The organism is Phocaeicola faecicola, assembly GCF_013618865.1.
Lineage (GTDB): Bacteria > Bacteroidota > Bacteroidia > Bacteroidales > Bacteroidaceae > Phocaeicola > Phocaeicola faecicola.
The window spans coordinates 21,094-35,547 of sequence record NZ_JABSOE010000050.1; the positions used below are offsets into that span (position 1 = coordinate 21,094).

Genomic DNA, 14,454 nt, shown 5'->3' on the forward strand with positions numbered 1-14,454 from the left:
AAACGAATGATGAAAAATAAACTGTTATATATCCTCTCTGCATTGGGGCTGGTATTGGCATCATGTAGTAACGAAGATACGGTAACGCACAAATACGAAGGAAAATTGTCGAGAGTATCCATGGATTTCCCGGCAACTTACAATGTGGAAAACGTAAAATACTTTTTCTTCAAGAATGGGGAATTGGGTGCTGAAGGAACGTCGCAGCCGTCGGAAGCAGAGCTGAAGCTTCCCTTGGAAGGAGCAGGCTCTCTTTACCTGGTAGCCAATGAAGGAGGCAAGGTGAACCCGACTGTAAATAGCGGAATGACTGAAGAACGCTGGCAGGATGCGACCATAGACCTGGACGATTCACAGAAGCCGTTGAACTTCATGATCGGGAAAGTGGAAGTCAAGGATGATGTAGCAGAGTATGCAGTAACCATGAAACGGGGAGTTGCCCGTTTTGACGTCACATATGCTTTTCCGGGTACTGAAGTCAAAAGCCTTGCGCTGAAAGGAATGGCTGGAAAGTCCTATCTGATTGAAAGAGTACCTCTTTCGATTCCTTCGGATGCCGGACGGGTTGACCTGACAACAGCGGATGGCACTTTGAACGGAGAAGATCAGACTGGAGTGCTGTATGCTTATGAACAGATAAATTCAGAGGCTACGGTAGAAGTTACGATGCCCGACGGAAAGGTGCATTCGGCCAAACTTCCCGCACAGATATTGCGTAATAAGGTCTACACCCTGCAGATAGGTCGTGACGGTAGCCTGCACAGTATCACGGTAAATGAATGGAACCGGGAAGAGGACGAGATCCTTGCTCCTGACCGGGGAAGCTTTATCACGGTGAATGAGGAACAGAGTGCGCTGAACGACAGAGCTACTGTTCTTCCGGACGCAAGAGGTGTGTCAGCGAAATACCTTTCTGGAACATTCGATCTTGCACTGAACTGTGGTGAGGAGCTGGAATATGTAGGCGGAGGAAATGAGTGGCTGGAAGTTACTCATATCAATCCGGAAGCAGCTACCCTGGCGGAAAGAAACATGTTCAGAATCAGCAAGAAACTCCTGGCTCCTAATTGTCCGCTGGAAGAGGCAAAGCTTCAGTTCAGACGGAAAGGGTTAACGGAAGTTTATGAGGAAGACTGTCTGACCGTAGTATTCGAGGAAAACGATGATACTCTCGAAGGTATGCTGGACTTCAATAACGAAAACTATGAGTGCGATTTCGGACGCTATATTGACGGTAATTTAGGTACGTATACCGTAGGCGAAGGCAAGACCTTGTCTTTGGAAGTATCTCAGTCGAACCCTTGGGTCAGACTGGTACCGTCGGAAGGAAACCGCAATTCGTATATCATCCAGGCTGGCTGGAAACCCAATGACCCGGAAGCTGACGGAAGAGTACAGTCTGCGAAACTGATCGTCAGCGACAATAAGGGAAACCGACAGGAGTATACAATCAAAAGAAGAAACTTCGGCTTGCCGGTAATTCTCTTGAATGATATATGGTGGTGCAAGTTTAATGCGATTGGCAATTCCCGCGACTTCAATGACCAGATCTTGTGTGCGCAGGATCCGACGAGAACTACGGGACAGACCGTTCTGGAATATCTGAAGACTTGCAGCAATGAGGATTTCCTGAAGGTATGGAATTCGGCTTACGGTGGAACATCCGGACAGGCAATGACAGTGGTGAATAATAATGGAACGTTTACGCTGGAAGGTTATAAATCGAATGAATCACAGCATATCAACCACCAGGACCCAAAAGCATTGTCTCCGGAAGGATACGAAATGCCGACATTAGATGATTATAATAGAATCTTGGGAGCTTTTTCAGTCCCAACTTCTCCGGCTCCTTTTAATCCGATTAACGGAGGCGAGACTTATCGCAGCGAGATTTTTATGGATAAAAGAACAGAAGCGGTTATCGGAGAAGGAACCTTGTCGGATATCAGATTCATTACCATCAGGAGTCTGAAGGGAAAAGGAACGGAATCTTTGACGCTGTATGGTGTGGGATGTCAGTGGAACGGAAGTGGTATCAACCACAACTGGCTGTTGTTTGCCAATTATAATCCTTCTACTACCGGTTGGTTGTACCGGGGAGGAAATAATCTGGAACACAACGGAGCCGGAGCCAACAATACCCGTACTGTAAGATTCAAGAAATCTGCGGTTGAGTATATTTATGGCGTGGAATAATCATTCAAAATGCGGAATGACTGATAAAAGACCAATAGCCTGAGAGCAAGACTTGCCGACTGACGGTACAAGAAAAAAGAGTGAATGTCGGCAAGTCTTGTTTTTTCAAATCAGGCATTGTTTTTGCGTCGGATTGCATATTTATTAAAACAGATTGAAATATCAAGATGAAAGAAATGTATATTAAGCCGGAGGTTCGGGTGATGAAATTTGAGGCAGAAGGAGTTTTATGCGGCAGTAGCAATGGGAATCCCGGAGGAACGACTCCCGATTTTGAGTGGGATGACTCATGGCCTGCGAATAGTATCTGGTAAAATAATACATACGTATGAATTTAGAATCTCGAATTATGAATAAAAGAATATGTTGGGGGATGGGAATCTTTTCCATGGCTGTGTGTATGGGGGCTTGCTCTCACAATTACGAAGAATTAAGCAATGGAAAAGAGGAAATCCCGGGAGTTGAACCGCATGAAGTGATGTTCTCGGTGAAAAATTTTGAGAGAGACGAACATTCACGGACCCATCTGGAGGTGAATGAAAATGGAGCTATCTTCACTTGGGCAGAAAATGATACACTGGGAATTTTCCCATCGCAGGGCGACCAGGTTACGTTTGCCATGCAGACAGGAGCCGGTACTGCCAATGCGGTGTTTTCAGGCGGAAGCTGGGAATTGAAAAAAAGTTCTACTTATTATGCGTACTACCCTTTCAGCAGAAAATATTTTGACGGACAGAACTCGAAAAATAAAATATGGGTGAATTATAAAGGACAGTCGCAAGACGGAAACAACAGTACGGCTGCCACAGGAAGCTATGATTTCCTAAATGCAACCGGTACGGCTCCGGAAAACGGACGTCTGGTATTTGAATTTACCCATATGGGGGCTATGGTTCAGTTAGTGGCAAATGTTCCCGAAAAAATGGTGGTTAAAAAAATGGGACTTGCCACTGAAAATGAGGAGTTCATGATTGAAGGATATTATAATCTGGAAGATGAGACTCCAACCTATGTTCCGGTCAAGAAGAACAAGTCGCTTAGCTTAGCCTTGAAAAACGTGGAATGTGAGGCAAATACTACCGTAACAGGATACCTGATGGTGCCTCCAACCGATCTGACCGGCAAGTCGCTTACGCTCAGAGTATACGATGACCGTAACAAATTGTATTCTTATAAATTCCCGGCAACAGGTGTATTCAGAGCTGGAAAATTTTACAGTCTGAAAGGCAATGTCACGGAAAATACGGAAAATCCGGATGAGCTGTATGACAAGATGGAACTGAGTTGCAACATGGATGCCTATCTGAAAGAAAATGGCAACTTGGGAGAGAACCTGAACGTATATGTCTTTGCAGACGTATATAATGAAGGAGAGTTCGTGATGAAGCCTTTCGTGGTAGATAAGAACGGAAACCTGTCTTATGCCGATGGAACCATGTATTTCCCGGAAGACCATGACGTGACCTTATATGCCGTGTATGGAAAGATGACGCAATGGAGGGAAAACGAATCGATGCCGATGGTCTACAAGCACACCGTGAATGCCGTGCAGACTGAAACCGACTACATGGATAACAACCTTTTGCATGCTGCAAAGAAAGTAACGTCAGACGGAAGCAATTCTGAGATTCTGTTTTCTCACGTATGTTCGGGCATAAGAATTGGAGTAAAAGCTGCTCCCGGAACCAGGGCCGTATTGGAAAAACAAGTCAGTGTGACTTTGAACAACCTGTGGATGTCGGGTAATCTGAACATGAAGACCGGTGAAATGATTCCGGATTCAGAGTCTCAGAAAGGAAGTGTAAGCCTGGGCCAGGTAAATGTGCTGAACAGTTTTGGAGACAATGATACATATGCCAAGGCAACCGTGATACCTCAGAAACTGGAACGCGGTACGGAATTGTTTACCGTAAAGAACGGTAATAAGGTGTTTAAATATACCATTGAGAAACTGAACGGTTTGACACTGGAACCGGGAAAGGTCCATACGTTTGAAATAGAAATTGACGGTGACAGCAATATTTCGGTTTCGACGTCAGTTGCCGACTGGGAAGTAGGTGAAACGATTATTGTGGATACCGATAAATAATGCAAGTCCGATATAAAATCAGGAAACAGCAAGTTGCCCGCCATTGAGAACTTCACCTCAATGGCGGGTTTCTTTTCGTAGCTACCAACTGCAGGGACAAGCAATCTACCACGAAATGACAGGAAGTAGGATACAGGATGCCGGCGGCCGATAAGCGACCGATGTCAGGATGGCGGGTTATCTTGCCTTCAATCATACATTTTTCCTGTCTGGAATGCAAATTCCCTGCAAAAATCATCGGCCATACGATAAATCTCTGTAACTTTAGACACTGAGAATATGGCAGAAAACGTTCGGATGTTATCATTCAGTACCATCCATTTGAGGTTTTTACCGCTATGTTCCTATTTAACAACAGATTATATTTATTCTTATTTCGAATTTACATTAACTTATATGTACAACAATACTTTTGGCAATCTGTTCCGGCTTACCAGTTTCGGGGAGTCGCACGGAAAAGCAATCGGAGGCGTCATCGACGGACTGCCCTCGGGAATTGCAATCGACATGGATTTCATACAGCAGGAGCTCGACCGGCGCCGGCCGGGGCAGTCGGCTATCACAACGTCACGCAAGGAGGCGGACCAAGTGGAACTGCTCTCAGGTGTATACGAAGGGGTATCTACGGGATGTCCCATCGGTTTTGTGGTATGGAATACCAACCAGCATTCCAATGATTACGACAACATGAAGGAGGTCTTCCGCCCTTCGCATGCCGACTATACTTATACACAGAAGTATGGTATCCGGGACCACCGGGGAGGCGGACGCTCTTCGGCACGGGAAACCATTGCACGGGTGGTGGCAGGAGCCATTGCAAAACTGGCACTCAGACAGCTGGGCGTGCAGATTACGGCCTTTACGGCACAGGTGGGAAAATTTGCCCTCGATAAGGATTACTCCAGCTACGACCTCAGCCTGGCCGAACAGAACCCGGTACGCTGTCCCGATCCGGAACTGGCCCGGGAAATGGCCGACTATATCTACCGCATCAAGGGAGAGGGAGATACCATCGGAGGTATCATCGGCTGCGTGATAAAGGGTTGCCCTATCGGACTGGGACAGCCGGTTTTCGGAAAACTTCATGCCGCCCTGGGGCAGGCCATGCTCAGCATCAATGCCGTGAAAGGTTTTGAATACGGACAGGGATTCGGGCACATGGAAGAAAGAGGCAGTCAGCAGAACGATATCTTCTACAACCACGACGGGAAAATAGACCTGAGAACCAACCGTTCGGGAGGTATTCAGGGCGGTATCAGCAACGGCCAGGACATCTACTTCCGGGTAGCTTTCAAGCCGGTGGCTACGGTACTCATGGAACAACCGACGGTGGACATCCATGGTAATGAAACGGTACTGAAGGCCAGAGGACGGCACGACCCCTGCGTACTGCCCCGTGCGGTACCGGTAGTGGAAGCCATGGCGGCCATGACTCTGCTCGACTATTACCTGCTGGATAAGGCCAGCCGGCTGTAACCGGAGCCTTTCATCCACCTAATGAATTAATCTAACCAACCACAATAAATATCATGGAAATAAAACAATACATACAAGCCAACGAACAGCGCTTCCTGGAAGAACTGTTCAGTCTGATCCGAATCCCGAGTATCAGTGCTCTTCCCGAGCATAAAGATGACATGCTGGCCTGTGCCGAACGATGGAAACAGCTGCTGCTGGAAGCCGGTGCTGACGAAGCACACGTCATGCCATCGGCAGGTAACCCGCTGGTATATGCCGAAAAAAGAGTCTCACCCGACGCACCGACCGTACTCATATACGCACATTACGACGTAATGCCGGCCGAACCGCTGGAACTCTGGAAGAGTCAGCCTTTTGAACCGGAAGTACGCGACGGACGCATCTGGGCGCGCGGAGCCGACGACGACAAAGGTCAGTCGATGATACAGGTCAAGGCATTCGAATACCTGGTAAAGGAAGGAGCCTTGACGCACAATGTAAAATTCATCTTCGAGGGTGAAGAGGAAATCGGTTCTCCGAGCCTGAACGCCTTCCTGAAAGCGCACAAGGACCTGCTGAAGGCCGACGTGATTCTGGTATCCGATACCAGTATGCTGGGTGCCGACCTTCCCTCACTGACCACTGGACTGCGGGGACTGGCTTACTGGGAAATTGAGGTGACCGGTCCGAACCGTGACCTGCACTCCGGACATTTCGGAGGTGCCGTAGCAAACCCCATCAATACGCTGTGCAGCATGCTGGCACAAGTAATTGACGAAGACGGACGCATCACCATTCCGCATTTCTACGACGATGTGGAAGAGGTACCGGCCGAAGAACGGGAAATGATCGCTCACATTCCGTTCGATGAAAAGAAATACATGGAAGCCATCGGAGTAAAGGCACTGAAAGGAGAAAAGGGATATTCTACCCTGGAACGCAACAGTTGCCGTCCTTCCTTCGACGTATGTGGCATCTGGGGAGGCTATACCGGAGAAGGTTCGAAGACCGTACTCCCGTCGAAAGCCTATGCCAAGGTATCCTGCCGACTGGTTCCGCACCAGAACCACGAAAAGATTTCACAGTTGTTCGTAGATTACTTCACCCGGCTGGCTCCCGAATACGTACAGGTAAAGGTAACTCCGATGCACGGAGGAGAAGGATATGTCTGCCCGATTACCCTGCCGGCATACAAGGCTGCCGAAAAGGGATTTACCGAGGCATTCGGCAAAAAACCGCTGGCAGTGCGCCGTGGGGGAAGTATTCCGATCATCAGTGATTTCGAACAGATACTGGGTATCAAGACCGTACTGATGGGCTTCGGACTGGAAAGTGATGCCATCCATTCTCCGAATGAGAATTTCTCACTCGATATTTTCCGGAAAGGAATCGAAGCCGTAGTAGCCTTCCATAAGGCTTACGGCACGATGTAAACCATCCGGCCGGTAACCGGACAACGGTCGGACAGATCAGTTGTCCGGATACCAAACGAAGCGTCCTGCAGATGTGCTTTTACAAGCCACTGCAGGACGCTTCGTCATTTCATTCTATCTATCTTACTTACTTACACGTAATATCTCCGTACTTTCAGTCCGTACCGTTCACCGCCCCTCTCCTGCTCTCTTCTCTTCACGAAAGCAATCAGCGCAGGCGCAAGATATCTCCCACACTCGGTGCCGGAGCATCGGCCTTCATCTTGTTCAGCTTATACAACCGGTCCAGACGGATACCGAACATCTGGGAAATCGAATACATCGAATCTCCGGCACGTACCACATACACGATATGGTCTTTCGTAGCCCGGCGACGCTTCTGCTCCAGATACACGATCTCTCCTCCCTGAAATTCATAATCCTTGGGCAAGTCGTTGTAGGTACGCACCTTGCGGCGGTGAATGTCAAACTCCTTCCCGATACTCTTGAACGTGTCCCCCTTGCGGGCAATGATGTACAGCAGTTCATTGGCCAGATAAGGTTGGTGCGGATTCGGGAACTCTTCTGCCCACTTCAATCCTCCCTTCCGGTCGTACTGGTCAAGGTCATATAGTTCGATGATATTGATCAGACGGGTCGCATAGCGGGGATCGGTCGCATATCCGGCCTTCTTCAGTCCCTTTGCCCACCCTTCATAATCCGTAATCTTCAGACGGAACAGAAAGGCATAACGGGCCCCCGAACGCAGAAACTTGGAATGGTCACGGTACGAATCACGCGCATGTTTATAGGCGCGGAAACACTCGTTGGGCGCATCGTCATTGTGTCTGACCGAAGGTCCGTCCCAGGAACCTCCACATTTGATTCCGAAGTGATTGTTCGACTTGCGGGCCAGCAGGCTCTTTCCGGCCCCCGATTCCAGCAGTCCCTGCGCCAAGGTAATACTGGCAGGAATGCGGTAATGCTTCATCTCATCGACTGCAATACCGCGATATTTCTTGATATAATCTTCATATGCCTTGTTGCGCGACTGTGCCGAAACCGACAGGACGGTGCAGCACAACCCCGCACATATCAGCCAATTAAAAAATTTCATACAACTATTTTTAGTGAGACGTACAAAGATAAAATATTCAGATAAAAAAAACAAATATGCTAGGAAATCCCAATTCTTTTCTTTATATTTGTGTATAAACATGAAACAACACCCATGAAGGAAGTAAAAATTGAAATATGCATCCGTTCCCTTCAATATGAAGAACTAAACGAAACTGACCGGAAACTGATTGACATGGCTAAGGAAGCCACCCATCGCAGTTATGTTCCCTATTCCCATTTCTCGGTAGGCGCTGCCGCTTTGCTGGAAAACGGAAAGATTATTACGGGAACCAACCAGGAAAATGCGGCTTATCCGTCGGGAATCTGTGCGGAACGCACTACGTTATTTTATGCTAATTCCGAATATCCCGACCAGGCAGTCGATACATTGGCCATTGCGGCACGAAGCCAGTCCGGATACCTGGACCGGCCGATTCCTCCCTGCGGTGCATGCCGGCAGGTATTGCTCGAAACAGAGCAGCGTTATGGAAAGCCCATGCGGATTTTACTATATAGCAAAAACGAAATTTATCTGGTAAACGGTACGAAGGACCTGTTACCACTTTCCTTTGGAGGAGAATTTTTAGATTAACCCTGATTTCCTTCATACACTTTCCCCTCACAAGCCTCTGTTCTTACACATGCTTGTGGGGGGATACTTTTTTTTGTCAGGCGGGAGATTCAGACGGAAAAATAACAAAGTGGGGAATAATTAAGGAGAGGATAAAAAGAGGGGAAAAGAGGTGGGAAAAAAGAAGTAAGGAGAAAGAAGTGAAGAATAAAAGGCAAAGGAAACCAGGACAAAGAAAAAAGGTGAAGAAGGGCAGAAATAAAAAACAGAAATGAGCAAAGCAAAGATAAGAGCAAACAAAAAAAGAGCCGTTCCGGCCCGGTTTCCCGGTTGCCCGAACAGCTCTTCCTTATGCGATATCCGCAGTCTTTTATCAGTTGTCACCGTACATACGTGCACGCATCTCCTTGATATGATCCGAAGAAATGTACTCGTCGTAGCTCATCATCTTGTCGATGATTCCATTCGGAGTCAGTTCGATGATACGGTTGGCCACCGTTTCGATAAACTCGTGGTCGTGTGAAGAGAAAAGGATATTTCCCTTGTAAATCTTCAGGTTGTTGTTGAATGCCTGAATAGACTCCAGGTCGAGGTGGTTGGTCGGAGTATCCAGAATCAGACAGTTGGCATTGCGCAACTGCATGCGGGCAATCATACAACGCATTTTCTCACCTCCCGAAAGCACGTTCACCTTCTTCAATACCTCTTCGCCAGAGAAAAGCATACGTCCCAGGAAGCCCTTCATATACACTTCATTTCCCTCACCATACTGACTCAGCCAGTCGACCAGGTTCAGGTCGCAGTTGAAATAATCAGTATTGTCCAGCGGCAGGTAGGCAGTGGTAATCGTCACTCCCCAGCTGTAGTGTCCCGCCTGTGCCTTACGGTTGCCGTTGATGATTTCAAACAAGGCAGTCATCGCACGCGGATTGCGGCTCAGGAACACAATCTTGTCTCCCTTCTCCACATTGAAGTTAACGTCGTTGAAAAGCACTTCACCTTCTTCAGTCTCTGCCCGCAGTCCGGAAACTTCCAGAATCTGGTTACCCGGCTCACGGTCCATGGTAAAGATGATACCCGGATACTTACGCGAAGAAGGCTTGATTTCGTCCACATTCAGTTTTTCCAGCATCTTCTTACGGCTGGTAGTCTGTTTAGACTTAGCCACATTGGCAGAGAAACGGCGGATAAATTCTTCCAGTTCTTTTCGCTTTTCCTCAGCCTTGGCCTTCTGGTTCTGCTGCTGACGGAGCGCCAGCTGACTTGATTCGTACCAGAAGCTATAGTTTCCGGCAAAAAGATTCACCTTTCCGAAGTCGATATCGACAGTGTGCGTACATACAGAGTCGAGGAAGTGACGGTCGTGGCTCACTACCAGCACGGTATGCTCGAAATTCGACAGATATTCCTCGAGCCAGGTAACGGTTTCCATATCCAGGTCGTTGGTCGGCTCGTCCAGCAGCAGGTTATCCGGGTTACCGAACAATGCCTGTGCCAGCATGACACGTACCTTCTCCTTACCGCTCAGGTCGCCCATGAGCGAATAATGCTTGTCTTCCTTGATACCCAGTCCGCTCAGCAGGATGGCAGCATCACTTTCGGCATTCCAGCCTTCCAGTTCTGCAAACTTCTCTTCCAGTTCTGCGGCCTTGATACCGTCCTCATCCGTAAAATCCTCTTTCGCATAGAGGGCTTCGCGCTGCTTCATGATATCCCACAATACGGTATGTCCCATCAGGACCGTATCCAGTACGGTATGTTCGTCAAACTTGAAGTGGTCCTGACTCAATACAGAAAGACGCTCTCCCGGACCCAGTGTCACACTACCCTTGGTCGGATCAAGTTCTCCTGAAATGACCTTCAGGAATGTAGATTTTCCTGCACCGTTTGCACCGATAATACCATAGATGTTACCGTTCGTGAACTTCAGATTCACGTCATTATACAATACTCTTTTACCAAATTGTACGGCTACGTTCGAAACTGTTATCATGCCTTATATACCTAGTTTAAATAATTATTTTTGCAAAGATACGGAAAATAGCTGGAATAACCGAAGTAAATCCGATAATAAGCACATTCCGTGTACTTCCCGGAGAGAAAATACCGGACAAAACCGGCATTTATGACAGAAAATCCGAATGCCAGCACCTGTTTTTCACCGGAGGACTGGCAAAAAGTCTGACATCATGACATTTTTTCCGTATTTCCCTGCAGAATATCCTGCCAAATCGTCAAGGCACAATTTTTGCTGTCAAAAGAGCAGGCTTGTTTCCAGACAGCCGCCGGAGGAAAAAGACAGTTCTCATCCGGCTAATATAACCCATGTAAGAATAAATAAAAAAATAACGATATGAGTACAGAAGAAAAACTGAATTCCCAGGAGGAAGAAACGGTAAAGAATCAGGAAACAGAAAATATCGCGCAACCGCAGGAACAGCAGGAGCAGGCGGAAGAAACCGCACAGACTGAAGAAGCCCAGCCGGAAGCCAGTCAGGAAAAGGAACTGACAGCTGAAGAAAAGCTGGCAAAGGAACTGGAAGAAGCTCAAAAGCAGGTTGAGGAGATGAAAGACAAGTACCTGCGTCTGTCGGCCGAGTTCGACAATTACCGGAAGCGTACGCTGAAGGAAAAAGCCGAACTGATCAAGAACGGTGCGGAAAAGACAATGGGTGCCATCCTGCCGGTACTGGACGATCTGGAACGTGCGTTGCAGAACATGCAGAAATCCGATGACGTTCAGGCCATCTACGAAGGAGTGGATCTGATTATGCAGAAGTTCCTGAAGACACTTTCACACGAAGGTCTTCACAAGATGGAACCTGTAGGCGAAGCGTTCGATACTGATTTCCATGAAGCCATTGCACTGGTTCCGGCTCCGGCTGAAGACCAGAAAGGAAAGGTATTGGATTGTGTACAGACGGGTTACAAACTCAACGACAAGGTGATCCGCCATGCTAAAGTAGTTGTTGCACAGTAAGGAGAATACAAATTATGGCTAAAAGAGATTATTATGAAGTATTAGGAGTCGACAAGTCGGCTTCTGAGGCAGAAATAAAGAAAGCATACCGAAAGAAAGCCATCCAGTATCATCCGGACAAGAATCCGGGCGACAAGGAGGCAGAAGAGAAGTTCAAGGAAGCAGCCGAAGCGTATGAGGTGCTGAGCAACCCCGACAAGCGTGCCCGTTACGACCAGTTCGGACATGCCGGTGTAGACGGTGCTGCCGGCGGCGCAGGCGGATTCGGTGGATTCGGCGGACAAGGCATGTCTATGGATGATATCTTCTCTATGTTCGGTGATATTTTCGGAGGCCACAGCGGCTTCGGAGGTTTCGGAGGCGGAGGCGCTCAGCCACGCCAGCGGAAATTCCGCGGTTCAGACCTGAGAGTGAAGGTAAAACTGACCTTGAAGGAGATTGCTACCGGCACCGAAAAGAAGTTCAAACTGAAGAAATACGTGCAGTGCAGCCACTGTCACGGTACCGGTGCAGAAGGAGACGGCGGTGTAGAAACCTGTCCGACCTGTCACGGAACCGGTAGCGTAACCCGCACACAGCAGAGTATCTTCGGTATGATGCAGACACAGACGGCTTGTCCGCAGTGTGGAGGTGAAGGAAAAATCATCAAGAACAAGTGTAAGGAATGTAACGGCGAGGGTATCGTATACGGAGAGGAAGTAGTAACCGTGAAGATTCCGGCAGGTGTAGCCGAAGGCATGCAGGTAACCATGAACGGAAAGGGTAATGCCGGCAAGCACAACGGAGTGGCCGGAGACTTGCTGGTACTGATTGAAGAAGAAAAGCATCCGGAACTGATTCGTGACGAGAGCGACCTGATATACAACCTGCTGCTGAGCGTTCCGACTGCCGCATTGGGTGGTACGGTGGAAATCCCGACCATCGACGGAAAGGCGAAAATCAAGATTGAGCCGGGTACACAGCCAGGCAAGGTACTGCGTCTGAGAGGCAAAGGATTGCCGAACATCAACAGTTACGGATACAGCACCGGTACGGGAGACTTGCTGGTCAACGTAAGTGTATACATTCCGGAAAAACTGACGAAAGAAGAACGGCAGGCACTGGAAAAATGGCAGGAATCTGAAAGTTTCAAGCCTAACACCAGTCTGAAGGAGAAAATATTCAAGAAATTCAGAAGCCTGTTCGACTGATTTTGTCGACTGAAATAAAAGAGATTGCATTAACGCAGTTTTTTACTGATTGCAAGAAGTTTCAATTCTTAAATCTGTAAAAATCTGCGTTAATTTGCGTTTTATGCCATACGAGTTTCTGGGAGTTCCGCTATATTTGCGTATCACGTATATGAAATGAAGAATGCGGTCCTGCCTCAGATACCGATGGAAGGCCTTGCCTTCAAGGGACTGCTTCATTTGACTTTACGGACAAACACTGACAAGACAAAAGAAGATGAACAGAAAGAGAATCAACAGCAAGAAGATGAAAACATTCATAGCTACCCTTATACTGGGGCTCGGATTTCCTCTGATGGCATATTCGCAGGAAGGACAGACCACCTTGACGACGGCTCAGGAGAAAGAAGCACAACCCGTGGCAGCCGCACTGCCGCAGGCGTACAGCAAAGACTCGCTTACGGTACCCCTGGCTGCACCCATACCGGCCAACCGGCTGACTCCGGAATTCGGCATGTATGGCATCTCTCCCTTTGATTACGGCTTTGCCACCTGGGAACTGCACAAGGGCCTGAATGCCTCAGTAGGACTTAACGTCACGTTCAGTCCCAGCCGGTATGCGCCTTCGGGCGTAGGATTCGGACAGGATGCCGCCTTCATGTATGCAGTCCCTGTCAGCAAGCGTGTCAGTATCGCCGGAGGACTCTATGCCAGTCACATGGACTGGGGCTTCCTGAGTTATAAGGACGTGGGGATTGCCGGTGTGGCGGCCTTCAAAGTAAACGAACGGATCAGTATTTATGCATACGGAAACAAATCGCTGATGCCGCAGCGCATGCCTTATTATTATCCCCTTCCCTACTTCAGTACGGACAAGCTGGGAGGTATGGTCAACTTCAAGCTGGGAGAAAGTGCTTCCATCAGCATCGGCGTGGAAGGCAGAAGATACAGTTATTAATATTGCTCACTACATAAATAGAGGCGCATCCGACTCGGAAAGAAACGAGGAAGGTGCGCCTTGTTTTTTAAGGCAAATCCTGAAAGAAGAGGCGCGGTTCACTTGCTATTTCCTTGAAACTTGCATATCCGACCGACGGCTGCTCACCGAACGCCTTGTGCATGAGCGACAGTGGTTTATTCTTTGAAAGCCCCCGGAACAAACGGTATCGGATACCTTTCTTATTATGCAGACAATTTGTTTGATAATCATCTTAACGCTGCGGTTTCATTAATTTGCGACGCGGATTAATAAAACCACAGTGCGGATTCACAGAATCACATAACGGATTGATTTTCCTTTCAGCCGCTTTTTTCTTTCCGACGGCGGCTGTGTAATAGACATTATATAGATTAATTTGTTATATGACTCATTTTGTGGCTGATTCTGAAGTTGTGTAATCCACAAGCAATAAGAATCACCATATCTTCGAAACCGAATTTATGGCATCTGAATCGTTCTT

The 14,454-nt window shown here is 47.9% G+C and carries 10 protein-coding genes and 1 pseudogene; 8 read left to right on the top strand and 3 right to left on the bottom strand.

Annotation, left to right across the window (positions count from 1 at the left end; genetic code table 11):
* Window positions 1-6 precede the first annotated feature (6 nt).
* Window positions 7-2,196: a hypothetical protein gene (locus H3001_RS13410; protein ID WP_181215199.1), complete on the top strand. Its 2,190-nt coding sequence runs from the start codon at window positions 7-9 to the stop codon at window positions 2,194-2,196.
* 349 nt (window positions 2,197-2,545) lie between these two features.
* Window positions 2,546-4,285 (top strand): fimbrillin family protein, encoded by a 1,740-nt coding sequence (locus H3001_RS13415; RefSeq protein ID WP_178244615.1) that lies wholly within the window; start codon window positions 2,546-2,548, stop codon window positions 4,283-4,285.
* Between the two features lie 169 nt (window positions 4,286-4,454).
* On the opposite strand, the pseudogene H3001_RS19875 reads toward H3001_RS13415, so the two are convergent.
* A pseudogene (locus H3001_RS19875) lies at window positions 4,455-4,566 on the bottom strand (IS982 family transposase); the annotation flags it as partial.
* A gap of 115 nt (window positions 4,567-4,681) precedes the next feature.
* Here H3001_RS19875 and aroC point away from each other — a divergent pair.
* Window positions 4,682-5,761 (top strand): chorismate synthase, encoded by a 1,080-nt coding sequence (aroC, locus tag H3001_RS13420; RefSeq protein WP_178244614.1) that lies wholly within the window; start codon window positions 4,682-4,684, stop codon window positions 5,759-5,761.
* A gap of 53 nt (window positions 5,762-5,814) precedes the next feature.
* On the top strand, window positions 5,815-7,176 hold the full coding sequence (locus tag H3001_RS13425; protein WP_178244613.1) for a dipeptidase: 1,362 nt from the start codon (window positions 5,815-5,817) through the stop codon (window positions 7,174-7,176).
* A gap of 208 nt (window positions 7,177-7,384) precedes the next feature.
* Here H3001_RS13425 and H3001_RS13430 read toward each other — a convergent pair whose 3' ends face one another.
* A complete protein-coding gene (locus H3001_RS13430; protein WP_178244612.1) occupies window positions 7,385-8,272 on the bottom strand; it encodes a glucosaminidase domain-containing protein in 888 nt (295 codons plus the stop codon).
* A gap of 114 nt (window positions 8,273-8,386) precedes the next feature.
* Between H3001_RS13430 and cdd the strand changes: the two genes are divergently transcribed.
* Window positions 8,387-8,866, top strand: a complete 480-nt coding sequence (gene cdd / locus H3001_RS13435) for a cytidine deaminase (protein ID WP_178244611.1) — start codon at window positions 8,387-8,389, stop codon at window positions 8,864-8,866.
* Between the two features lie 352 nt (window positions 8,867-9,218).
* On the opposite strand, the gene H3001_RS13440 is transcribed toward cdd, so the two are convergent.
* Complete coding sequence (locus tag H3001_RS13440; RefSeq protein ID WP_178244610.1) at window positions 9,219-10,838, bottom strand: ABC-F family ATP-binding cassette domain-containing protein; 1,620 nt, start codon at window positions 10,836-10,838, stop codon at window positions 9,219-9,221.
* A 360-nt stretch (window positions 10,839-11,198) separates the two neighbouring features.
* Between H3001_RS13440 and H3001_RS13445 the strand changes: the two genes are divergently transcribed.
* The 3 genes from H3001_RS13445 (at window position 11,199) to H3001_RS13455 (ending at window position 13,952) form a co-directional block, all read left to right on the top strand.
* A complete protein-coding gene (locus tag H3001_RS13445) occupies window positions 11,199-11,825 on the top strand; it encodes a nucleotide exchange factor GrpE (RefSeq protein WP_178244609.1) in 627 nt (208 codons plus the stop codon).
* Between the two features lie 14 nt (window positions 11,826-11,839).
* Complete coding sequence (gene dnaJ, locus H3001_RS13450) at window positions 11,840-13,015, top strand: molecular chaperone DnaJ (RefSeq protein WP_181215200.1); 1,176 nt, start codon at window positions 11,840-11,842, stop codon at window positions 13,013-13,015.
* 256 nt (window positions 13,016-13,271) lie between these two features.
* Complete coding sequence (locus tag H3001_RS13455) at window positions 13,272-13,952, top strand: hypothetical protein (protein ID WP_246368592.1); 681 nt, start codon at window positions 13,272-13,274, stop codon at window positions 13,950-13,952.
* The last annotated feature ends 502 nt before the right edge of the window (window positions 13,953-14,454 follow it).